Source organism: Brevibacterium sp. 239c, assembly GCF_900169365.1.
Taxonomy (GTDB): domain Bacteria; phylum Actinomycetota; class Actinomycetes; order Actinomycetales; family Brevibacteriaceae; genus Brevibacterium.
The window spans coordinates 59,061-82,856 of record NZ_FXZH01000003.1 but is presented as its reverse complement, the minus strand read 5'-3'; the positions used below and the strand labels follow the sequence as shown (position 1 = coordinate 82,856).

Below are 23,796 nucleotides of genomic sequence, written 5' to 3'. Positions count from 1 at the left end.
ATGACGAAATCACGTGGTGTTCTCCTCGTGCTCATCCTCGCCGGTGCCCTGTGGGCCATCAGCATTGCGTCTTGGCAGGCCGGCGTCGCTGGTGACACGCTCGGGCCTGCAGGCGTAGCCGATGTCACAGAGGACGCGAGTTCTCAGGCATCGCCGGTCGCGACCGCCTGCGTCGCAATCATCGCCGTCACCGGACTGCTCTCGGCCATGCTCGGCAAGATCGGACGCTTCGTCGTCCTCGGTTTCGCTGCATTGGCCGCGATCGGCTACGGCATGACGGCGCTGCAGTCCTTGTCGGCCCCCGGTGCCACCGCCTGGCCGATCGGGGGACTGTGCGCGGCAGCCATCGCCCTCCTCGTCATCGTCTACGTGGCCTTCGCCTCGGCGAGTTGGGCCAATTCGAACCGGTATGCCAGGACGGCGGAAGCCGGGGGCGAAGAATTCGACTCGGCCGCGACCTGGGACGCACTCTCCCGCGGAGACGACCCCGAACCGGGCCCGGAAACGTCGGAGCCTGAGGCCAGCGAAACATCGGTCCCTGAGTCCGATGACGGCCACGAGCCGACAGCCGATGGCACCGATCCCAACGCTGGTGGGGCCGAAGATGAATCGAAATGACCTCGTGACCGGGTCGGTGTCTCGACCCAACTCGAAGCGTGTCACAATGGATGCAACAAGTTTTCACGCGTGCCACGCCTGCATCTCTAAGGAGCACCATGTCGCAAACCGTCGCTCGTAACGGCGCAACCGATCTCGACAAATCGACGATCGACTATGCAGCCATCGCCGACCCAGGACACGGGAATTCCGTGGCCGGTTGGACCGGCGTCATCATCATGCTCATCGGCGTCACCATCGGCTGCGTCGGGTTCACGATCCACACCGCGACCATCACCTACGTGGGCGTCGGCGTCGTCGTACTCGGCTTCATCGTCGGCGTCATCCTGCGTGCTGTCGGTCTGGGAAACAAGCCGAAGAAGAAATGACAGTTCTCGACGACATCGTCGCCGGAGTACGCGAAGATCTCGCCGAACGCCGGAGGCAGACACCACTGGCAGACGTCATCGACCGCGCGCGTGAGGCTCAGCCTGCGCGTGCGTTCGATCTTGATGCCGAATTCGGGGTCATCGCCGAGGTGAAACGACGTTCTCCCTCCCGCGGAGACCTTGCTCACATCCCGGATCCAGGAACCCTGGCCGGCCTCTACGCCGCCGGGGGAGCGCAGGCGATCAGCGTCCTCACGGAAGGACGTCGCTTCTCCGGCAGCCTGGATGATCTCGACTCCGTCCGGGCAGCCGTCGACGTTCCTGTCCTGCGCAAGGATTTCATGGTCGATGAGTACCAGTTCCATGAGGCGCGAGCCCATGGCGCCGATCTCGTCCTCCTCATCGTTGCGGCACTCGATGTCGCCCAACTCCACGAGTTCCACGCCCTCGCCCACGAATTGGGGATGACGGCCCTCGTAGAGACGCACAACGCCGAAGAGCTGGCGATTGCGGCTGAACTCGATGCCCCACTGATCGGCATCAACACCCGCAACCTCAAAGATCTCAGCGTCGACACGAACCGCTTCGCGCCGCTGTCCGATCTGGCGCCGGCAGAATGCACGCTCGTGGCAGAGTCCGGAGTCGCAGGCCCCGCAGATGTCGAGACCTACGCCGATGCCGGTGCCGATCTCGTGCTCGTCGGCGAGGCGCTGGTGACCGGCGGCGACGCGAAGTCCGCTGTGGCCGAGTTCACCTCGATCGGGCAGAAACGCCGGGCGGCGACCAGTCGTCAGTCTTGATCCACCCGAACACCAATTTGCACCACGAAGGACGGCAATGACCGATTTGAGCCAGGAGAACGGACCCTATTTCGGTTCGTACGGAGGCAGGTTCTTCCCAGAAGCGCTGATCCCCGCACTCGACGAGATCGAGGAGACATGGCGCAAATCCCAAGTTGATCCGCAGTTCACGGAACAGCTGCTGGACCTGCAGAAGAACTACATCGGCCGTCCCAGCCTGCTCACCGAGGCCACCCGATTCGCCGAGCACTGCGGCGGAGCCCGGGTCTTCCTTAAGCGTGAGGACCTCAATCACACCGGCAGCCACAAGATCAACAACGCCTTGGGTCAGGCTCTCCTAGCTAAACGCATGGGGAAGACTCGCGTCATCGCCGAGACCGGTGCTGGACAGCATGGTGTCGCCACAGCCACAGCAGCCGCTCTCCTCGACATGGAGTGCGAGGTCTACATGGGCGAAGAGGACACTCAGCGACAGGCACTCAACGTTGCCCGGATGCGTCTGCTCGGAGCCAAGGTCAACTCCGTGTCCAACGGCACCAAGACACTCAAAGACGCGATGAACGAAGCGATGCGTGACTGGGTCGCCAACGTGGATCGCACCCACTACATCATCGGCACCGTCGCTGGCCCCCACCCCTTCCCAGCCATGGTGCGGTCATTCCAAGACATCATCGGCATCGAATCCCGCGAACAGATCCAGAACGCTGTCGGCCGTCTGCCCGATGCGGTCTGCGCCTGTGTCGGCGGCGGGTCGAATGCCATGGGCATCTTCGCCGCGTTCCTCGCCGATACCGAGGTGAAGATCTACGGCTTCGAAGCCGGAGGAGAAGGCGTCGACAGCGGCCGTCACGCCGCCCGATTCTCCGGCGGACGCCCCGGAGTCCTTCACGGTTCCGCTACCTACATCCTGCAGGACGAAGACGGCCAGACACGAGGCTCCCACTCGATCTCCGCCGGACTCGACTACCCATCGGTCGGCCCCGAGCATTCCCATCTCCACGACACGGAGCGTGTGACCTACGAACCCGTCGTCGACGAAGAGGCGATGGAAGCCATGCAGCTCCTGTCACGGACCGAAGGCATCATCCCCGCAATCGAATCCGCTCACGCACTGGCTGGCGCGATGCGCATCGGCCAGGAACTCGGCAGCGATGCTGTCTTGCTCGTGAACCTCTCGGGGCGCGGTGACAAGGACATGACGACCGCCGCCAAATGGTTCAACTACTTCGACGAAGGAGCTGTGCAGGTATGACGAGCTCAGGATTCCGAACAGGTACCACTCTCGACGCGGTCGCCCAAGCGGGTCGCAAGGCCGCACTCATCGGCTACCTGCCCGTCGGATTCCCTTCCGTCGAGGGGTCCATCGAGGCCATGGTCGAACTCGTGAAGTCCGGCGTCGACATCGTCGAGGTCGGCATGCCCTACTCCGATCCTGGAATGGATGGCCCTGTCATCCAGCGGGCCGCAGAACAGGGACTCGCTGCCGGGGTGCGGACCTCCGACATCTTCACCGCTGTCTCAGCTGTCGCCGAGGCCGGCGGAACTGCCGTAGTGATGAGCTACTGGAACATCGTCCTGCAATACGGTGTCTCCGCCTTCGCCCGCGACCTGGATTCTGCCGGCGGCGGCGGCATCATCACCCCGGACCTGATCCCCGATGAGGCCCCCGAATGGGTGAGCGCCTCAGACGAGTACGATCTGGACCGCATCTTCCTCGCCGCACCCTCATCGACCCCCGAACGTCTTGCCGCCATCGTGAATGCGAGCCGTGGATTCGTCTATGCCTCCTCGACGATGGGCGTGACAGGAGTTCGCTCCGAGGTCGACAACCACGCTCGCGACCTGGTGAGCCGCCTCAAAGAGGCCGGAGCACCGCACGCCTGCGTCGGGCTCGGAGTCTCAACCCGCGAACAGGCCGCAGAAGTCGCCGACTACGCCGACGGTGTGATCGTCGGCTCTGCCCTGGTGCGTGCTCTTGACAGCGACGGAGTCAGCGGAATCTCAGCCTTGGCCACTGAACTCGCCGAGGGCTGTGCATGAGCCGGGCCGATTTGCTCAGCGCCGACAACGGCCTTCAGCTCGGCTCGGTCTTGATCCCATTCTGGGTCCTGGGGGCCCTTGCGCTCCTTGTCGTCCTCCTCATCGTCGGCATAGTCGTCTATCGCCTGGCTCGGCGTGCGCGGAAGCTGGCACGTGCCACGGATGATGCCGCGAAGGGCGCCGGCGAGGACTTCGGAGGGCACGGCTTCGGATACTTCGGAGCGGTCACCTCGGCGATCTCGATCACGCCGGATGTGAGCCCGCGATCTCACGACACCAACGGTTCGAACTCCGACGACTGAGACGTTCTGGTTCTTTTTACGGTCCTTTTTCGCTGCCTACCTGAGCTGCCCAGGGGTGTAGGTTAGGTATCCGACCGTGAGAACCACGTCACACCTTTGTCTGAGGACGATCTTCTTAAGACACCGCACCAACAGCTAGAGACAGCGCCGTCTTTAACGTAGATACCTACACCCCGTGAAGGCAGCGATGTACAGTGATGACTCTTCGAACCCGAAAACTTTGCGCCACCCAGTGCGCGCAGGACTCTACGATCCCGCCCTCGAGCATGATGCCTGCGGACTCGCACTCATCGTTCGCTACCGCGGACCGGCCGACCACAAGGTTGTCGAGCAGGCTCTGAGCGCTCTGCGCAAACTTGAGCATCGCGGCGGAATCGGCTCCGATGAGGGCACCGGCGACGGTGCTGGCATCACCCTGCAGATGCCTCACGACTACTTCGCCGAGGTGCTGCGTGAGCAGGGCGTCGAGCTTCCCGATTCCGGCGCCTACGCCGCGGGAATCGGTTTCTTCGCTCAGGACTATCGAGCTGACCTGACCAGAGCGTCTGAGCCCGAGCCCGCAGTCTCGTTCCCCTCTGCCCGCAACGAGGAGTCTCTCCTCGAACGCATCGCCGCCGAAGAGGGGCTGTGTGTTCTGGCCTACCGCGACGTTCCCCACGATGCCAGCGTGCTCGGCGCCACCGCCCGCGCCACGATGCCCGTCATGTTGCAGGTCTTCTTCGGCATCGACGAACGCTACCCCTCACGCGACGACCATGACCTCACCCGCCGGGCCTACATTGTGAGGAAACGTCTCGACCACGCCGGAATCTACTTCCCCTCGCTCTCACCCGCGACGATCACGTACAAGGGCATGCTCTCGACAGGACAGCTCTCCGCCTTCTACACCGAATTGCTTGACGATCGTGTGACCTCACGGATCGCGCTCGTGCATTCACGATTCTCGACGAATACGTTCCCGTCCTGGCAGCTGGCACAGCCCTTCGGCACGATCGCCCACAATGGTGAGATCAACACGGTGCGCGGTAACCGCAACTGGATGAAGGCCAGAGAATCGACTCTGGCCTCTGATCTCCTCACCTCTCCTGTGCCCGGGACCTCGTCGAGTCTCGAGAGACTGTGCCCGATCGTGCCCCCGGGTGCCTCCGACTCGGCCTCATTCAATTCCGTGCTCGAGCTCATAGTCGCCTCGGGACGATCCCTGCCGCAGGCGATGCTGATGATGATCCCCGAAGCCTGGGAGAACACCCCCGGCATGGGGGAGTCCCGCAGAGCCTTCTACGAATACCACTCCCTGCTGATGGAGCCGTGGGACGGACCGGCCTGTGTGGCCTTCACCGATGGCCAGCTTGCCGGTGCTGTCCTCGACCGCAACGGGCTGCGACCAGCGCGCTACGTCATGACATCTGACACTGTCGTGCTGGCCAGCGAGATCGGCGTCGTCGACTTACCGGAGACCGACATCGTTGCCCGTGGGCGTCTGACCCCGGGCCGCATGTTCCTCGTCGACACCGAATCCGAGCGCATCATCTCCGACACAGAGATCAAAAACCAGCTGGCCTCCGAACACCCGTATGAGGACTGGGTCAAGGGGTGCTCCCGACGACTGGCCGACCTGCCTACCCGAATCCACGTCACCCACCCGCAGGCTTCCGTCCGGAGACGCCAACGCACCTTCGGCTACACCGAGGAGGAGCTGCGGATCCTGATCTCACCCATGGCGGAGACCGGGGCCGAGCCGCTCGGAGCCATGGGCACGGACACCGCGATCGCGGCGCTGAGCACACGGCCCAGACTCCTCTTCGACTACTTCCATCAGAACTTCGCACAGGTGACGAACCCGCCGCTGGACTCCATCCGCGAGGACATCGTCACGAGCATGTCCTCGAGCATCGGCCGGGAAGGCAACCTGCTCCAGTCCACGCGACCTGACTCTGCGCACATCCTGCTCGACCGGCCCGTCATCGACAACGACGAGCTCACGGCGATCTCCCACGTCCAGGGCCACCACCTCGGCGTCGACGATGGCCGACCCAGCGTGACCCTGTCGGGCCTGTATTCGGTGAATGCCGGACCCGAAGCCATGGCGGCACGGCTCGAGGTGTTGTGCCAGGAGGCGAGCGCCGCGGTGGAGGCCGGAGCCGTGTTCATCATCCTCAGCGACAGGGACTCCACGGTCGATCTTGCTCCGATCCCGTCCCTGCTTCTGACCTCAGCGCTCCATCACCACCTGGTGCGAGCCCGATCCCGCACTCGTGTGTCGATCATCGTCGAAGCCGGTGACGTGCGGGAAGTCCATCATGTGGCCACTCTTGTGGCCTTCGGAGCGTCTGCGGTCAACCCGTATCTCGTCATGGAGTCGGCGGAGGCGCTCGTGCGCTCGGATCGCATCCGCGGTGTCAGTGAGGCAGCTGCCGTGGCCAATGTGCTCACGGCTCTGAACAAGGGCCTGCTGAAGATCATGTCGAAGATGGGGATCTCGACGGTGCAGTCCTATCACGGTGCGCAGACCTTCGAAGCCCTCGGACTCTCCGCTGACTTCATCGACGAGTACTTCACCTCCACCCCGCATCAGCTGAGTGGGAAGGGAATCATCGAGATCACTGCGGAGTCCAATGCCCGGCACGCCGATGCCCATCGCGACGATCATCCCGCACCCGCGCACCGGAATCTGCGTATCGGTGGTGAGTACCAATGGAGACGGGAGGGACCGGGCCACCTGTTCAATCCGGAGACGATCTTCAAGCTTCAGCACTCCACCGCCACCGGACGATTCGACATCTTCGGCGAATACACTCGGGCGGTCGACGAACAGTCCAGTGAGCTGATGACGCTGCGTGGCCTGTTCGAGCTCGTCCCCGCAGACACCGGACCCATCGACATCGCCGAGGTGGAACCCGCCTCGGCGATCATGAAGCGATTCTCGACCGGCGCGATGAGCTATGGGTCGCTGTCGCAGGAGGCCCACGAGACCCTGGCGATCGCGATGAACCGCATCGGCGGCAAGTCGAACACCGGTGAGGGCGGTGAAGACACCGAACGCCTGACCGATCCCGAACGCCGATCGGCGATCAAGCAGATCGCCAGCGGCCGCTTCGGTGTGACGAGTCATTATCTGAGCGAGGCCGATGACCTGCAGATCAAGATGGCGCAGGGAGCGAAACCCGGAGAGGGCGGGCAGCTGCCCGGGGCCAAGGTCTACCCGTGGATCGCAAAGACCCGGCACTCCACTCCCGGAGTCGGACTCATCTCCCCACCACCGCATCATGACATCTACTCCATCGAAGACCTTGCCCAGCTCATCCACGATCTCGGTCGGGCCAACGCCCGGGCCCGTGTGCACGTCAAGCTCGTCTCCGGGATCGGGGTCGGCACGGTTGCCGCCGGGGTGGCCAAGGCCGGTGCCGACGTCGTGCTCATCTCCGGCCATGACGGAGGTACGGGGGCCAGCCCGTTGAACTCGCTCAAGCACGCCGGCACACCGTGGGAGCTGGGCTTGGCCGAAGCCCAGCAGACGCTGGTGCTCAATGGTCTGCGGGACAAGGTCAGCGTTCAGGTCGACGGTCAGCTGAAGACCGGACGGGATGTCATCATCGCCGCTCTGCTCGGCGGTGAGGAGTTCGGGTTCGCGACCGCGGCTCTCGTCGTTTCCGGCTGCATCATGATGCGCGTGTGCCACAAAGACACCTGCCCCGTCGGTGTGGCGACGCAGAACCCGAAGCTGCGCGAACGCTTCCACGGTCAGGCTGACCATGTGGTGAACTTCTTCACTTTCATCGCCGAGGAGGTCCGCGGCTATCTTGCACAACTGGGACTGCGGACGCTCGATGAGGCCATCGGCGCGGTCGAGCGGCTGCGCATCGATGAAGCCCAAGAGCGTGCCTCCGGCCTGCACCTCGACCTGGCTTCCATCCTGAAGGTGCCCGAAGATGTTCACGGCAACACCACGGTGGCGCGCAGATGCACGAGCGCGGTCGACCGGGACTTCGCGGACGAACTCGACCTGCGTCTGTTGGCGCAGGCGCAGGCGTCGATCCGGTCCGGGACGAAGGTCACGATCACCTCGGCGATTGCGAACACGGACCGCAGCGTCGGCACACTGCTGGGCCACCACGTCACCCGCACCCATGCAGATCGGGGGCTGCGTGAGGACACGATCAGACTGTCGCTGCACGGAACCGCAGGACAGTCACTCGGGGCGTTCCTGCCTCACGGTGTCACCATCGACCTGCACGGAGATGCCAACGACTACGTCGGCAAGGGACTCTCCGGGGGAACGATCAGCGTGCATCCCCAGCCTGAGAACCCGACCCGCCCCGAACACAATGTGATCGCCGGCAATGTGCTGGGCTACGGTGCGACGGCCGGCAAGCTGTTCGTGTCCGGTCAGGTGGGGGAGCGCTTCATGGTGCGCAATTCCGGCGCCGAGGCGGTCGCCGAGGGCATCGGCGATCACGGCCTTGAGTACATGACAGGAGGAATCGCCGTGATCCTCGGCAGCACCGGACGCAACTTCGCCGCCGGAATGTCCGGTGGCACGGCGTACGTGCTCGACTTCAACCCGGCCCGGCTCAACCCCAAGGAACGCGCCGCCGGGGTGTTCCGCTTCACCGGGGTCGGAATCGCCGATACGGACGTGCTGCAGCGACTGCTATCTGAACATGTTCAGTGGACGAATTCACCCCTGGCCACGCAGCTGCTCGAGGGACTGCGCAGGGGAGAAGACGTCCTCTCCCGATTCACGAAGATCATCCCCGTCGCCTATGCGTTGGTCAAAGACGTTCAGGACGAGCTCACCGCGTCTGGAGAGCCCCTGGATTCCGAAGCCGCCTGGCACACAATTCTGGAGGTTGCCAATGGCTGATCCACACGGATTCCTAAGCGTCGATCAGAGGGAGACGCCCCGGCGTCGACCGGTCCCCATCCGCCTGATGGACTATCGCGAGGTCTACGAGGCGGGGGACCCCGAACAGCTGCGCAGACAGGCCTCACGGTGCATGGACTGCGGCGTCCCCTTCTGCCATCAGGGCTGCCCCTTGGGCAATCTGATTCCCGAGTTCAATGATGCAATGTATCGCGGAGAGCTGCCCCGGGCGGTCGAACTGCTGCATGCGACGAACAATTTCCCTGAATTCACCGGCAGGGCATGCCCGGCACCATGTGAGAACGCCTGCGTCCTCGGCATCAACCAACCGGCCGTGACGATCAAACAGGTCGAGGTGACCATAGTCGACCAGGGCTTCGAAGCCGGCCTCATCCAGCCGGTGATCCCGGAGCGGATCACCGGGCACACGGTGGCCGTCATCGGCTCCGGGCCCGCCGGCCTGTCAGCAGCCCAACAGCTGACGAGAGCCGGTCACACGGTCGTCGTCTACGAACGCGACGCCCGCCTCGGCGGCCTGCTGCGCTATGGGATTCCCGACTTCAAACTCGAGAAGCACCACATCGACCGCCGACTCGACCAAATGCGTGCTGAGGGCACACGCTTCAAGACGTCAATGGAGATCGGAGTCGACATCAGCCTCGAGGAGCTGCAGTCGAGCTTCGACGCGGTCATCGTATGTACGGGAGCCACGGTTCCCCGAGACATGGGCATCGCCGGCCGGGACCTCGACGGCATCGAATTCGCGATGGACTATCTGGTGCCCTCGAACAGGGTGCAGGCAGGGGAACAATCTGGGGTGCAGGACACCGATCAGTCGGGGCGCGGGAAGTCCGGAGGCTTCATTGATGCCCGCGGCAAACACGTGATCATCATCGGCGGCGGCGATACGGGTGCCGACTGCTTGGGCACGGCACTGCGGCAGGCCGCTGCCTCGGTGACGACACTGGCGATCGGAACGCAGCCTCCCGCCGAGCGCAGCGAGTCCGATCCCTGGCCGACGGTTCCGCGGATCTTCGAAGTCCAGTCCTCTCATGAGGAGGGCGGAACACGGCGCTACCTCGCGTCGACGACTGGATTCGTCGGCGACGACGGGGGCAGCGTCATGGGCATCGACGTCGCCGAGACCCGCTTCGTCGATGGCGCACGAGTTCCAACTCCTGGTACCGAGCACCGTCTCGACGCTGACCTCGTCCTCTTGGCATTGGGGTTCTCAGGTCCCGAGTCTGAAGCGTTGGGCCTTGACGTTGCAGAAGGAGGCGCCTTCGCCCGCGATGACTCCTATGTGGGTTCGGCGCCGGGTGTCTTCATCGCCGGTGACGCAGGTCGGGGCCAGTCGCTGATCGTGTGGGCCATCGCTGAGGGGCGCTCGGCTGCGGCCGAGGTGGATCGCTTCCTCACCGGCTCATCACGGCTCCCAGAACCGGTCAGACCACACGAAAAGAGTTTTAAATGTTAAGATAGTCCGTGTCATTTAATGAGAAGTCCGCACGTAGGTGTGTGTGATTCTCCTCCGACGAACAGACGTGGCAGGCGGTTCGTATCGCCTGCCACGCTACAGGTAGGGTGGTGTGCATGAGGCGTGCAAAGATAGTCGCAACATTAGGTCCGAACCAGAACTCCTATGAAGAGATCCGCGCTCTTGTCGACGAAGGCGTCGATGTGGCCAGATTCAATCTCAGCCACGGCAAGCGGGAAGAGCACGAAGAGAAATTCGCCTGGGTTCGCCAGGCTGCACTCGATACAGGTCGCGCAGTCGCATTGCTGTTGGACCTGCAGGGCCCCAAGATCAGGGTCGGCAATTTTTCCAACGGCAAGGAAGAGCTCGTCGAAGGCGCAACATTCACGATCACCAACCGTGACATCGCGGGCACAGCGGAGGTCGTAAGCACCACGCTCTCGACCCTGCCAGGCGATGTCTCCGTCGGAGATCCGCTGCTCATCGACGATGGGCGCCTGCGTCTGCGTGCCACCGAGGTCACCGACACCGATGTCGTCACCGAGGTGGAGATCGGCGGAACGATCTCGAACCACAAAGGCATCAACCTTCCCGGTGTTCCGGTCTCCGTGCCGGCACTGTCGGAGAAGGACATAGAGGACCTCAAATGGGGCCTCAACCTCGGCTTCGACTGGGTGGCCCTGTCCTTCGTCCGCAGCCCCGAGGACATGGATGACGTCAGGGCGGTGATGGACGAAGTCGGCATCCACGCCCCCGTCATCGCCAAGCTGGAGAAGCCGCAGGCCGTGGAGCAGCTCGACGCGGTCATCGACGCCTTCGACGGAATCATGGTCGCCCGCGGCGACCTCGGCGTGGAACTGCCGCTTGAGCAGGTCCCGATCGTCCAGAAGCGTGCGGTCGAGATCGCTCGACAGCAGGCCAAGCCCGTCATCGTGGCCACTCAGATGCTCGAGACCATGATCGATGCCGCCAGGCCCACCCGCGCCGAGGCGAGCGACTGCGCCAACGCCGTCCTCGACGGTGCCGATGCCCTCATGCTCTCCGGTGAGACCTCGGTCGGCGAATACTGGGTCGAAGCGATCCGGACCATGAGCCGCATCATCGAGTCCACCGAAGAGCACGGCATGGAGCGCATCCCGCAGCTGGGCACAGTTCCCCACACCAAGGGAGGGGCCGTCACGGCCGCCGCTGTCCAGATTGCTGAACAGCTCGACATCGATCTGCTCTGCACCTTCTCTCAGACAGGTGACTCCGTGCGCCGGATGTCGCGTCTGCGTCCCGCCTGGCCGATCCTCGGGTTCACCCCTGATGCGCAGGTTCGCCACCAGCTGGCTCTGACCTGGGGCGTTCGCCCCTACCTGGTCAAGACAGTGCGACACACGGACCAGATGGCCAGACAGGTCGATGCCGTGCTGCTAGCCGACGGAACAGCACACGAAGGCGATCAGTCCATCCTCGTAGCCGGTTCCCCTCCCGGCATCCCCGGGTCGACCAATGCCCTGCGCATCCACACCATGGGTGATGCAGCCAAGGGTGTTGCCGCAGCCTACGAAGACTCCTCGGACGATGAGGAAGATCCTTTGGCCGGGTACGGCATCGTCTCCGAAACGCCGGTCACTCATGAGGTGCCGATCGTCAAGGAGAACGGCACACCGAGGCACTGAGTGCCACAACAGCGCCCATGCGCTGAGTCTGTCGATAACGGCGGTCGCCCCATCTGGGGTGGCCGCCGTTTGCCATGTGCGGGTGGTGACCGGAGTGGCTTGGGGAGGTGGTGGCCGGTGCGGCTTTGGTGAGTGAGACCCACTTCACTTGGACTTGCGGAATTTCATAGATTGCTCAACAGTTGTGTCTTGAGTTGAGCAATGCTTGAGTCAAGCATCGCTTGCGTTGAGCATTGTTTCGAAACTGACAGGCAAAGAAGAGGAATCGCATGAGATTGCCCAAGTGGAGCAGATCCTTCGGGGTGCAGGTCACCATAGCCCTGATTGCGGGCGTGGTGCTCGGGCTGATCGCCCGGTCCTGGGGTCCGGTCAGTGAGGGTCAGGACAACTGGCTCGGTCAGACCTTGGACACCATCGGGTCCTCGTATGTGACACTCCTCAAGGCGGCCGTCGTGCCGCTTGTGATCACCGCGATCATCGCCAGCATCGGCAACCTGCGCAAGGTCACCAACGCTGCCAGTCTTGCAGTCTCGACACTCCTATGGTTCGCGCTCACGGCCCTCATCGCTGTCCTCATCGGCCTCATCCTCGGCGTTGTGATCCAGCCGGGCATGCACGCTGATGCCTCATCGTTGAGCGAATCTGCACCGGATTCGAACGGCAGCTGGATCGGATTCCTCACTGGTCTCGTGCCTGTGAACTTCCTCGGCCTCGAGGTCGGCACCTCCGCCGATGAATCCGGCGCTATGGTCTCCGAGGTCAACTTCAACATCCTTCAGCTCATCATCGTCTCCGGCGCGATCGGCATTGCCGCAGTCAAGGTCGGAAAGGCCGCCGAGCCATTCCTCCAGTTCGTGGAGGCGGCCCTGGCCGTCGTCCAGAAGGTGGTGTGGTGGATCGTGCGCATCGCCCCGATCGGCACCCTCGGGCTCATCGGCAATGCCGTGAACTCCTACGGCTGGTCGACCATGGGTTCCCTGCTGTGGTTCGTCGTGGCCGTCTACATCGGCCTGGCAATCGTCTTCTTCGGCGTGTACCCGACCCTGGCGAAGCTCAATGGCCTCTCCGTGCGTCAGTACTTCTCCGGAGTCTGGCCCGCAGCTCAGATGGGCTTCGTCTCCCGGTCATCGATCGGTACCATGCCGGTCACCCAGAAGGTCGCCACCGACAACTTCGGAGTTCCCCAGAGCTACGCCGCATTCGCGGTTCCCTTCGGCGCGACCACGAAGATGGACGGCTGCGCCGCGATCTACCCGGCGATCGCTGCGGTCTTCGTGGCCCAGTTCTTCGGAATCGACCTCACAATCGTCCAGTACTTCCTCATCGTGTTCGTCTCAGTCATCGGCTCGGCGGCAACAGCAGGGACAACTGGTGCCACCGTCATGCTGACACTGACGCTGTCCACGCTCGGACTTCCACTTGAAGGTGTGGGACTGCTGCTGGCGATTGAGCCGATCGTCGACATGGGGCGCACCGCGCTCAACGTCTCCGGCCAGGCCCTCGTGCCTGCCATCGTGGCCAAGCGCCACGGAATCCTCGACGAAGCACGCTATGACTCGGACCGCATCAACGGCTATGTCCCGATGGGCGAGGACGTGGATGCAGGTGAGAACGGCGCAGGCACGATCGAAGCCGAACTCGAAGAGTCCTCACTCGAAGGCTCCTCGGGTGGGACCCGAGCCTGAGTCCACGATCTGAGCGGTGTCGAATCGGCTGAGGCGGAGTTCGCCGGTGGAACACCGCCTCAGCCGAAATGCAGAGAACCCCCGAGCAATCATGCTCAGGGGTTCTCTGCTGTCAGAACTCTGCCGCCTCTGGGGCGAAAAGTACCGGATGTGGGACTCGAACCCACACGTCTCTCGACAATGCATTTTGAGTGCACCGCGTCTACCGATTCCGCCAATCCGGCTGAGCACGGATTGAATCCGCGCCACGCTAGAGTTTACGACAGCTTTTGCGCGATTGCACAATCGACTGCGGTGGCGGCGATCACACGGGTGGCTACCATCACAGAAGAAACTTGGGTACCGAGGTCGGTCCACGCGTGGGCCTGGTTTAGACTGGTGCCGTGCTTTCAAACAGCGAACAACCAACTTCAGATGAGTCCGTGCCGGTTCGCCGCGTCGTAGTGGCGGAAGACGAGGCCGTGATTCGTCTCGACATCGTCGAGATGCTGCGCGAGGTCGGATACGACGTCGTCGGCGAAGCCGCAGACGGTGAATCCGCAATCCGCCTGGCCGAAGAGCTGCGCCCCGATCTCGTCGTGATGGACATCAAGATGCCCATCCTCGACGGAATCTCCGCAGCGGAGAGGATTGCCAAGGCGCGCATCGCTCCGGTGGTCCTGCTCACGGCGTTCTCGCAGAAGGAGCTCGTTGAGCGAGCCCGTGATGCGGGAGCAATGGCCTACGTGGTCAAGCCCTTCACCGCAGCGGACCTCATCCCAGCCCTCGAGATCGCCCTGTCGCGTCATGCGGAGATCAGCTCCCTCGAGAGCGAGATCTCGGATCTGACCGAACGCTTCGAGACCCGCAAGGTCGTCGAACGTGCGAAGAGCCTGCTCCAGACCTCGATGGGTCTGAGCGAGCCAGAGGCCTTCCGTTGGATCCAGAAGACCTCGATGGACCGCCGCCTGACAATGCGTGAGGTCGCGGACACCGTTCTCAAACAGATCGGCTCCGACAAGTAGTCAGCACCCACCCGAACACACACTGAGGCCGGCGAATCCGAAGATGATTCGCCGGCCTCCTGCGTTGCCGCGAAGCAGTGACAGCGCATTGGCCATCATTGCCTGTCATCGGCTGTTACTGCCCGGGCATCATTTCGGGTCGGTCTTGAGGATCATGTTCGTGATCCGCACGATCGAGAGAAGCCGACCGGCTTCATCGGTCATCTTCACCTCATGGGACACGATCGTGCGTCCCTGATGGAGCACCTCGGCGCGGCCGGTCACCGTTCCATCTCGCGCGGCGCGCAGATGCGTGGCATTGAGGTCGACACCGACGACGTTCTTACCCCCGGAGATGAGGAACGAATGCATGGATGCCAGCGATTCGGCGAGCACCACATGACCGCCACCGTGGAAGAGGCCCATGGGCTGAGTGTTGCTTTTCACCGGCACGTGGCCGGTGACATGTTCGTGAGTCAGCTCTGTGAACTCGATCCCCATTTTCGCCGCCAGATCACCGATTGCTTCGGGAGCATTGAGCTGGCCGAGCAGCTCCCTGCTCTGTCCCTCAGTGGTCTGCGCGGTCAGTGATGCCTCTGGTCTGAACATCGTTCTCCTTCATGTCAGTTTTGAACGATAGGCTATGCCATGTGACTCAAGTAAACGAATCTCTCCTGCTCATCGATGGACACTCTCTGGCGTACCGGGCATTCCACGCCCTGCCGGTGGAGAACTTCGCCACCAGCACCGGCCAGCCGACGAACGCCATCTACGGCTTCATCTCGATGCTCATCAATGTCCTCAGGGACGAGTCACCGAGCCACGTGGCCGTCGCCTTCGACCTGGGGCGACAGACATTCCGTCTGGAGGAGTACCCAGAGTACAAAGCCGGACGTGCCAAGACCCCACCGGAGTTCCATCCCCAGATCGACCTGATCAAGGACATCGTGGTCGCAATGGGACTCACCGTGGTGACCAAAGAGGGTTTCGAGGCCGATGATGCGCTGGCGACCATGGCTCGCATGGGCACCGAGGCGGGCGCCGCTGTCGAGGTGATGAGCGGGGACAAGGACTCGTTCCAGCTTTCGAGCGATTCCGTGACGATCCTCTACCCCAAGCGCGGAGTCAGCGATCTCAACCGCATGACCCCGGACGCGATCGAAGAGAAGTACGCGGTCACTCCCGCAAACTACCGTGGACTCGCAGCCCTTGTGGGGGAGAAGGCGGACAACCTTCCCGGAGTACCCGGTGTCGGTGACAAGACTGCGGCGAAGTGGCTGGCATCCTACGGTGACCTGCCCGGCGTGCTTGAGAATGCGGAGTCGATCAAGGGCAAGGTCGGTGAGAAGCTGCGGGACCACATTCCTGATGTCGAACGCAATTTCCGGCTCAACCGTCTGCTCGACGATGTGGACCTGGGTCTGACCTATGCCGATTTGAAATGGGGCGAGGGTGATCCGGCCGAGCTCTCGAGCCTGTTCGACCAGCTCGAATTCCAGGCGCTCGGCAAGCGACTCAGTGCGATCTTCGGTGAGGAGGCTGTGCCGGAAGCAGCTGCCGGTCCGGCTCGGGAAGTCTCCATTGAAACTCTCGAGGTTCCCGGACTGCTTGAGAAGTTGGCAGATTCCGATGTGCTCGCCCTCGATTCCGATGCGCGTTTCGAGCTCGGACGCGGTGATGTTCGGATCCTCGCCGTATCCGGTGCACCTGAGGAAGCCTGGGTCGTCGACCTCGCCGAGGCGGGGGAAGCCGCCGTCTCCAAGCTGAGCTCGGCGCTGCGGACGAAGTCCCTGATTCTGCACAGCTCGAAGACGCAGCTCAAGGCCTGGCGTTCGCTGGGCCTGGACGTCGACGATGTCGCCGGTGACACGGCGTTGGCCGCCTATCTCCTGGTGCCCGATCAGCGCAGCTACGAACTGCCGCAGATCGCGCTCGAGCGCACCGGCATCGAACTCAGCGACTCCACTGGCGACAGCGGTCAGCTGGCCCTCGACCTCGACTCCGACCAGACCGCTCAGACTCACGGGCACAGAGCCGCCGCGCTGCTCGAAGTCCACGACAAACTGGCCACGGCGATCGACGAGGCGAACATGAGCCAGGTCTATCGCGACATCGAACTGCCGCTTGTTCCTGTGCTGGCCAAGATGGAGCTCGCTGGCATCGCTGTCGACGAGGCTGGCCTGTCCGGTCTCATCGAGGAATTCACGAAGCAGGCGAACGCCAGCGCCGGACTCGCCTACGAGGCAATCGGCCATGAGGTCAATCTCGGGTCGCCGAAACAGCTGCAGGCTGTGCTCTTCGACGAGCTCGACATGCCCAAGACCAAGCGCACGAAGACCGGGTACACCACCGATGCCGAGGCGCTGGCAGAGCTGTTCATCAAGACCGAGCACCCTTTCCTGCAGCACCTGCTGGCTTACCGGGATTCGACGAAGCTCAAACAGACCGTCGTCGGGCTCCTCAAAACCGTGGCCGAGGACGGTCGCATCCACACGACCTATCAGCAGACCGTTGCTGCGACAGGTCGACTTTCCTCACTGGATCCGAACCTGCAGAACATTCCGGTCCGCACCGAATCAGGGCGGCGGATACGTGAGATCTTCATCGCCGACCCGCAGGTCACCGACTCTCGGCTCCTGACGGCGGACTACTCGCAGATCGAAATGCGCATCATGGCCCATCTCTCGGGCGATGCGGCACTCATCCAGGCTTTCAAGGACGGTGAAGACCTGCACTCCTACGTCGGGTCGAAGGTCTTCGGCGTCGGCATCGACGAGGTCGACTCCGCGATGCGCTCGAAGGTCAAGGCCATGTCCTATGGGCTGGTCTACGGACTCTCCGCCTATGGGCTCTCCCGTCAGCTGGCGATCGGTGTGGACGAGGCGAAGAACCTCATGGAGCAGTACTTCGAACGCTTCGGTGCGGTCAAGGACTACCTCGACGAGATCGTCGAGCGGGCCAGGACCAACGGCTATACGGAGACCATCATGGGGCGCCGTCGCTACCTGCCCGCTCTGCACAGTGACCGGAGGCAGCTGCGGGACATGGCCGAACGCGCCGCCCTCAACGCCCCGATCCAGGGTTCGGCCGCCGACATCATGAAGATTGCGATGCTCAAGGTCAGCGACCGCCTCGGCGATCTGAAGTCGACGGTCCTGTTGCAGGTCCATGACGAGATCATCGTCGACGTCCACCCTGATGAGGTCGATTCGGTGACATCGATCGTGACCGAGGAGATGGGATCAGCCTTCGAGCTGGACGTGCCCCTCGACGTCAACGTCGGAACCGGCGTCTCCTGGCACGACGCCGCCCACTGAGGGCAGTGGGCAGTGCAGAGGCAGTCTGCTGTTGAGTCAATCCTTGCTGAGTGTGGTGGAGAAGATGACGGTGCCGGGCATCAGGGTCCCACGCAGCGGAGACCAGCCGCCCCAAGCGGTCTGGTTGGACTCCGGCCATTCAGGTTCGGTCACCGAATCGATCGTGAAGCCGGCTGTCACCAGTAGGTTCACCCAATCACCCATGGTGCGGTGGTGTTCAGCATAGACCGGCTGGCCGTCTGCGGAGATCTCCACATAGGGGGTCCGGTCGAAGTAGGAGTACTCAACGGTCAGGCCAGATTCGCCGGGCACGTCGGGGAACATCCAGCGCATCGGATGCGTCGTCGAGAACGCCCACCGTCCGCCCGGACGGACCACACGGGCAACCTCGGCGAGAACCACCTCGGCGTCCTTCACGAAGGGCAGCGCCCCATAGGAGGAGAACGCAACGTCGAAGCTGTTCGAGGCGAAGGGAAGCTGACGGGCATCGGCGTGCAGGAACGTCGGGGGAGTGGCGTCGTCGCTGAGCGGGTGCTCACGCTGCAGGCGCGAGGCCTGCTCGAGCATGCCGGCGGAGACATCGACTCCGGTGGCGATTGCACCCTCTTCGGCCAACCAGCGTGAGCACTGACCCGCGCCGCAGCCGACCTCGAGGATCTGGCGTCTGCTCACATCTCCGAGCAGACGGACATCCGATTCATGAATTCCCTCGGGACACCACATGAACTCGGAGGCACCGAGGAAACTGCCGTGCTCGGCGAGATATTCCTCAGCTGAATTGTCCCAATAGCCTCTGTTGGCGCGGACAGATGCCTCTTCATCGATGGGCAGATAGCCACCGCTGATGACCTCGGCCCGATAACTTCCGTCGCTCATCATTCCTCCGTGGCGATTGCCATGTTCTGTTTCCGACTGCGGCGTGCATTCACGCCATGGATGATGCTAGTATTGACAACCGTATGCGCGTATGCATGCATGTCCAAAATCGTAATCGAGACCGGATCCAGTTCTCGGGCTGTTTCACAGCATTGCCTCAGAGTATCGGATCTGGACCATAATTCCATCGGAGTCCCAACCTATATGACCACCACCACGCCGGAATCGGTGCAGCCGAAGCAGATCGCTGTCAACGACATCGGAACCGCTGAGGATTTTCTCGCCGCCGTCGATGAGACGATCAAGTACTTCAACGATGGCGACATCGTCGAAGGAACCGTCGTCAAGGTCGATCGCGACGAAGTCCTCGTCGACATCGGATACAAGACGGAAGGCGTCGTCCTTTCGCGAGAACTCTCCATCAAGCATGATGTCGATCCCGGCGAAGTCGTCGAGGTCGGGGACGAAATCGAAGCCCTCGTTCTTCAGAAGGAAGACAAAGAAGGCCGACTCATGTTGTCCAAGAAGCGCGCTCAGTACGAGCGCGCCTGGGGTGACATCGAAAAGATCAAGGAAGACGACGGTGTCGTCACCGGTACCGTCATCGAGGTTGTCAAGGGCGGCCTGATCGTCGACATCGGTCTGCGCGGCTTCCTGCCTGCTTCCCTCGTTGAGATGCGTCGCGTCCGCGATCTTGCTCCTTACATCGGCCAGCAGGTCGAAGCCAAGATCATCGAACTGGACAAGAACCGCAACAACGTCGTTCTGTCCCGTCGCGCATGGCTCGAGCAGACCCAGTCCGCCGTCCGCCACGACTTCCTGCAGACCCTGCAGAAGGGCCAGGTCCGTCCCGGCGTCGTCTCCTCCATCGTCAACTTCGGTGCATTCGTCGACCTTGGTGGTGTCGACGGACTCGTTCACGTCTCCGAGCTGTCCTGGAAGCACATCGATCACCCAGGCGAGGTTGTCACCGTTGGTGACGAGGTCACCGTTGAGGTGCTCGACGTCGATATGGACCGCGAACGTGTCTCCCTGTCGCTCAAGGCGACTCAGGAAGACCCATGGCAGCACTTCGCTCGCACTCACGTCATCGGTCAGATCGTTCCCGGCAAGGTCACCAAGCTGGTTCCGTTCGGTGCATTCGTGCGCGTCGAAGACGGCATCGAAGGCCTCGTCCACATCTCCGAACTCGCAGTTCGCCACGTGGACCTGCCAGAACAGGTCGTCTCCGTTGACGAGACCATCTACGTCAAGGTCATCGACATCGACCTCGAACGTCGTCGCATCTCGCTGTCGCTGAAGCAGGCGAACGAAGGCGTCGACCCCGAGGCCGACGAATTCCTCGACCCTGCCCTCTACGGCATGCCGCAGGAATACGACGAAGACGGGAACTACAAGTACCCAGAAGGCTTCGATCCAGAGACCAACGAGTGGATGGAAGGCTTCGACTCACAGCGCGAGGTCTGGGAGCAGCAGTACGCTGCCGCTCAGGAACGCTGGGAAGAGCACAAGAAGCAGGTCGCCAAGGCCATCGCTGCGGATGCCGAAGCAGGCTCCGAAGAGGCCGGCAGCGCTCCTGCCGAAGCTGCACCAGCCACCGGATCGTTCTCCTCGGAAGAGGCAGCCGACGAAGGAACACTGGCCAGCGACGAAGCTCTCGCAGCTCTGCGTGAGAAGCTTGCAGGCAGCTGATAACAGCACTCACAAGGGCTCCCGGTCGATTGGCCGGGAGCCCTTTGTGTATGCATCCACCCTGCGACAGCGAGCCCGACCGTGGCTGTGGTATGCGCTTATGCTCACTGTCATCAGCATCTGCGTGTTCGGACAGGTCGCCGCCGATCCCGGAGGGCAAGTTGTCGCCGGCAACGACGACTCCTCCCTCTTCATCTGGTGGCTCGGACACGCCGCGGACATCTTCGCCTCGCAGCTCGGCTTCGGCACCCCTCAGGCAGGATCGGCAGACGGCCTCCTCTACACGGAGGCGATGAACACACTCAACGGCGGTGTCAACGGAGCCTGGAACACGTCCCTGGCCGGCCTGGCCCTGATCCTGGCCCCCGTCACCTGGGCGGCAGGACCCATCGTCAGCTACAACCTGCTCATCATCTCCATCCCGGTGCTGGTCAGCCTCGCGGCTGCGGCTCTCTTCACCCGGTTCCTCACCCGAATTCCTGCCTTCATCGCGGCCGGCGGAGTGGGTTTCTCCAGCTACGTGATCGCCCAGACCTCCGGCCATCCCAACCTCGCCTTCGCCGTCGCACCACCACTGGTGGCATTGATCATCCTCAAACTCCTGCTGCGGGCTCCTCGGGTGGGAATCGGCAGCCGTGAGTTCTGGACCTTGAGCCTCGGACTGGGAGCTGTGCTGGGGTTCCAGTTCTACGTCTCCACCGAGGTCCTCGCCGGTACCTTCATCGCCGCACTGTGCCTGCTGGTCAGCATCGCCGTCTTCGGCAGGAAGGTCTGGAACCTCGCCGGCTGGCTGAGATTGGGCCTCGGCGGTGTGCTCGGATCCGCGCTGGCGCTGTTCATCGCCCTGCCCCTCCTGTTCACGATGCGCGGACCCAACGCGCCCGACAGTGCGATTCGACCCCACGGAGTATGGAACACGGATCTGCTCGATCCCATCATCCCCGCCGGCCCGACTCTTCTCGGGTCAGGTGCCTCACCCATTCCGCGCATCATGGACATCGATGCCGCCGAACTCGGCGCCTACGTCGGAGTGCCCGCCCTCATCGTCGCTGCCCTCATCGTCATCTGCCTGGTCCGCAAGCCGAGGTATGGAACGATCCTGACCATCGCCTCGGCGACGGGGCTCTTGGTCTTCGTCCTCTCGCTGGGCTCACCGGTACTTCTCGATGGGAAGAGCATCCTTGGGATCGGTCCCTTTGCATTGGTCGAAGCGATACCGGTGCTCAACAACGTCCTGCCCATGCGCCTGGTCCTGCATTCGACGATCGCACTGTTCGTGATCCTCGGCTGCGGACTGCAATGGGCGCTTGAGAATATCCGGCTCCGCGTCGGCCAAGCTCTGCTGGGGCTGCTGGCAGTCGCCGCGGTCACAGTGATTCCTGGTGTGCAGACGTCACGCGAAGTCTACGTGCCCGAGTTCTACACCGAATCCATCGCCGAGGTGATTCCCGCAGGATCGGTCGTGAAGACTGTTCCCCGCCCGCTGGCCTGGGCCGAACCCCATGCCGACGAAGCCATGGTGTGGCAGTCGGTGAGCGGTTTCCACTACCGGGAGTCCGGCGGCTATTTCATCGGCTCGAGCCCGGATGCGGGTGTCACCTATGCAGCCCCGGAGGATGCTCTGGACACGCTGCTGCACGAGGTGGTGTACTCCGGTGCGCCCTTCCCAGATCCTGAGAGCAGTGAGATGAGCGCGGCCGTCGATGAGCTGCGCGATTCGGGTGTCGACTTTGTCGTCCTTGCCCCGGACGCGCCGCTTCTGCCCGGTGGTCCCGGAGAATACGAGAACTTCCTCAACACCAGCCTGGGCGAACCGGTGTTCGCCGAGGAAGGAGTTTTGGTCTACTCGCTCGATCGCTAGGTGCACCTGATCTCGCTAGGTGCACCTGAAATGGCTAGGCTGAGGTCATGCTGAAAATAGGTCTCACCGGTGGAATCGGTGCCGGGAAGTCAACCGTCTCCGAGATCCTCGCCGCCCACGGTGCCGCGATCATCGATGCCGACAAGATCGCACGGGAGGTCGTCGCACCGGGGGAGCCCCTGCTCGATGACCTTGCTGAGAGATTCGGTGAGGCCATCATCGGTGACTACGGTGGACTCGACCGGGCGCAGCTGGCAGCCGCGGCATTTGTCGACGAGCAGTCCACCGCGGCTTTGAACGCGCTCATGCATCCCGCGATCCGTGACCGCACCCTCGAGCACTTCGCCAGGCATTCCGACGCCGAGGTGGTCGTCCACGATGTGCCGTTGCTCGTCGAGAACGCGATGACCCCCGCCTACCACCTCAATCTTCTCGTCGACGTCCCGGCCGAACTGCGCCTGGAACGGCTGATGAGGGCCAGGGGCATGACCCGCGACGACGCAGAATCGCGCATCGCCCGACAAGCCAGCGATGAGGACCGGTATGCCGTCTGCGACGTGATCATCGACAACGCGGGCACGGTCACTGCAACGCAGGACCGCGTTGCCGACCTCGTCCACGACCGGATCCTTCCCTTCGCAGAGAATCTGACAGCGCAGCGGCGTGCAGAACGAGGCCCGGCCGTACTCGTTGACCCCGATGGCCAGGACTGGGAGCTGCAGGCACAGCGGATCATCGCCAAACTCCACCACGGCCTCGGCGATCAGTTCCACATCGACCACATCGGGTCGACAGCAGTACCGGACCTCGCTGCGAAGGACGTCATCGACCTGCAGATGCTCGTACCCGATCTCGATACTGCACATGAACTCTCTGACCGGCTGGCAGAGCTGGGATATCCGGGCAAAGAGGCCGTCGACAACCTCGGCGAGGGGCAGCTGGAGACCAAACGATTTCACGCGAACACGGACCCGGGGCGGGCCGTCAACCTCCATGTCCGAACGACGGATTCCGTGGGTGCCATCTTCGCGCGGGAATTCGTTGAACTGCTGCGTACGGACACCGTCGAACGCGACCGATACGCACAGCTGAAGTCCACTTTGGCCCTTGACTATGCCGGCGATGATCACTCCCACGGATATGCGGAGGCGAAGGAACCCTACTTCCTGACGATTCGCCGACGACTCGTCCCCGGCAGCTTCGACTGAGCGGCGCGCGCCCCAGTCCTATCCCGACGACAGTCCCACCC

Annotated in this window: 17 protein-coding genes and 1 tRNA gene; 15 read left to right on the top strand and 3 right to left on the bottom strand. The window is 62.9% G+C overall.

Going from position 1 to position 23,796, the window contains the following annotated elements:
* From BSP239C_RS03785 to BSP239C_RS03740, 10 genes are all read left to right on the top strand, one after another.
* Positions 1–618 carry a Trp biosynthesis-associated membrane protein gene (locus tag BSP239C_RS03785; RefSeq protein WP_226830494.1) on the top strand — a complete coding sequence of 206 codons (618 nt, stop codon included), beginning with the start codon at positions 1–3 and terminating at the stop codon, positions 616–618.
* 98 nt (positions 619–716) lie between these two features.
* Entirely contained in the window at positions 717–986 is a 270-nt protein-coding gene (locus BSP239C_RS03780) for an HGxxPAAW family protein (protein ID WP_101570295.1), read from the top strand.
* Entirely contained in the window at positions 983–1,786 is an 804-nt protein-coding gene (trpC, locus tag BSP239C_RS03775) for an indole-3-glycerol phosphate synthase TrpC (protein WP_101570294.1), read from the top strand. The genes BSP239C_RS03780 and trpC overlap by 4 nt, the downstream gene beginning before the upstream one ends.
* Before the next feature lie 37 nt (positions 1,787–1,823).
* Complete coding sequence (gene trpB, locus BSP239C_RS03770; RefSeq protein ID WP_101570293.1) at positions 1,824–3,038, top strand: tryptophan synthase subunit beta; 1,215 nt, start codon at positions 1,824–1,826, stop codon at positions 3,036–3,038.
* Positions 3,035–3,826, top strand: coding sequence for a tryptophan synthase subunit alpha (gene trpA / locus BSP239C_RS03765; protein ID WP_101570292.1), 792 nt, complete (start codon positions 3,035–3,037; stop codon positions 3,824–3,826). The genes trpB and trpA overlap by 4 nt, the downstream gene beginning before the upstream one ends.
* A complete protein-coding gene (locus tag BSP239C_RS03760; RefSeq protein WP_101570291.1) occupies positions 3,823–4,128 on the top strand; it encodes a hypothetical protein in 306 nt (101 codons plus the stop codon). Before trpA ends, BSP239C_RS03760 begins: the two co-directional genes overlap by 4 nt.
* A 187-nt stretch (positions 4,129–4,315) precedes the next feature.
* Positions 4,316–8,992: a glutamate synthase large subunit gene (gene gltB, locus BSP239C_RS03755; RefSeq protein WP_101570290.1), complete on the top strand. Its 4,677-nt coding sequence runs from the start codon at positions 4,316–4,318 to the stop codon at positions 8,990–8,992.
* Positions 8,985–10,469, top strand: a complete 1,485-nt coding sequence (locus BSP239C_RS03750; protein WP_101570289.1) for a glutamate synthase subunit beta — start codon at positions 8,985–8,987, stop codon at positions 10,467–10,469. The genes gltB and BSP239C_RS03750 overlap by 8 nt, the downstream gene beginning before the upstream one ends.
* A 116-nt stretch (positions 10,470–10,585) precedes the next feature.
* Positions 10,586–12,133, top strand: coding sequence for a pyruvate kinase (gene pyk, locus BSP239C_RS03745; protein WP_101570288.1), 1,548 nt, complete (start codon positions 10,586–10,588; stop codon positions 12,131–12,133).
* Between the two features lie 269 nt (positions 12,134–12,402).
* Positions 12,403–13,818 (top strand): dicarboxylate/amino acid:cation symporter, encoded by a 1,416-nt coding sequence (locus BSP239C_RS03740; RefSeq protein ID WP_101570287.1) that lies wholly within the window; start codon positions 12,403–12,405, stop codon positions 13,816–13,818.
* A 142-nt stretch (positions 13,819–13,960) separates the two neighbouring features.
* Here BSP239C_RS03740 and BSP239C_RS03735 read toward each other — a convergent pair.
* Positions 13,961–14,042 (bottom strand) — tRNA-Leu (locus tag BSP239C_RS03735).
* 159 nt (positions 14,043–14,201) lie between these two features.
* Between BSP239C_RS03735 and BSP239C_RS03730 the strand changes: the two genes are divergently transcribed.
* Complete coding sequence (locus tag BSP239C_RS03730; protein WP_374701013.1) at positions 14,202–14,822, top strand: ANTAR domain-containing response regulator; 621 nt, start codon at positions 14,202–14,204, stop codon at positions 14,820–14,822.
* A gap of 129 nt (positions 14,823–14,951) precedes the next feature.
* On the opposite strand, the gene BSP239C_RS03725 is transcribed toward BSP239C_RS03730, so the two are convergent.
* Positions 14,952–15,410 (bottom strand): PaaI family thioesterase, encoded by a 459-nt coding sequence (locus tag BSP239C_RS03725; RefSeq protein ID WP_101570285.1) that lies wholly within the window; start codon positions 15,408–15,410, stop codon positions 14,952–14,954.
* 41 nt (positions 15,411–15,451) lie between these two features.
* Between BSP239C_RS03725 and polA the strand changes: the two genes are divergently transcribed.
* The gene (gene polA, locus BSP239C_RS03720; RefSeq protein WP_101570284.1) at positions 15,452–18,118 is read left to right on the top strand and encodes a DNA polymerase I; all 2,667 of its coding nucleotides are present in this window, start codon (positions 15,452–15,454) and stop codon (positions 18,116–18,118) included.
* Positions 18,119–18,154: 36 nt separating this feature from the next.
* Here polA and BSP239C_RS03715 read toward each other — a convergent pair whose 3' ends face one another.
* Complete coding sequence (locus BSP239C_RS03715; RefSeq protein ID WP_101570470.1) at positions 18,155–18,994, bottom strand: class I SAM-dependent methyltransferase; 840 nt, start codon at positions 18,992–18,994, stop codon at positions 18,155–18,157.
* 204 nt (positions 18,995–19,198) lie between these two features.
* On the opposite strand from BSP239C_RS03715, the gene rpsA reads away from it, so the two are divergent.
* The 3 genes from rpsA (at position 19,199) to coaE (ending at position 23,755) form a co-directional block, all read left to right on the top strand.
* The gene (rpsA, locus tag BSP239C_RS03710) at positions 19,199–20,686 is read left to right on the top strand and encodes a 30S ribosomal protein S1 (RefSeq protein ID WP_101570283.1); all 1,488 of its coding nucleotides are present in this window, start codon (positions 19,199–19,201) and stop codon (positions 20,684–20,686) included.
* Positions 20,687–20,786: 100 nt separating this feature from the next.
* On the top strand, positions 20,787–22,547 hold the full coding sequence (locus BSP239C_RS03705) for a hypothetical protein (RefSeq protein ID WP_257930061.1): 1,761 nt from the start codon (positions 20,787–20,789) through the stop codon (positions 22,545–22,547).
* Positions 22,548–22,594: 47 nt separating this feature from the next.
* On the top strand, positions 22,595–23,755 hold the full coding sequence (gene coaE, locus BSP239C_RS03700) for a dephospho-CoA kinase (RefSeq protein ID WP_101570281.1): 1,161 nt from the start codon (positions 22,595–22,597) through the stop codon (positions 23,753–23,755).
* Positions 23,756–23,796: the final 41 nt, after the last annotated feature.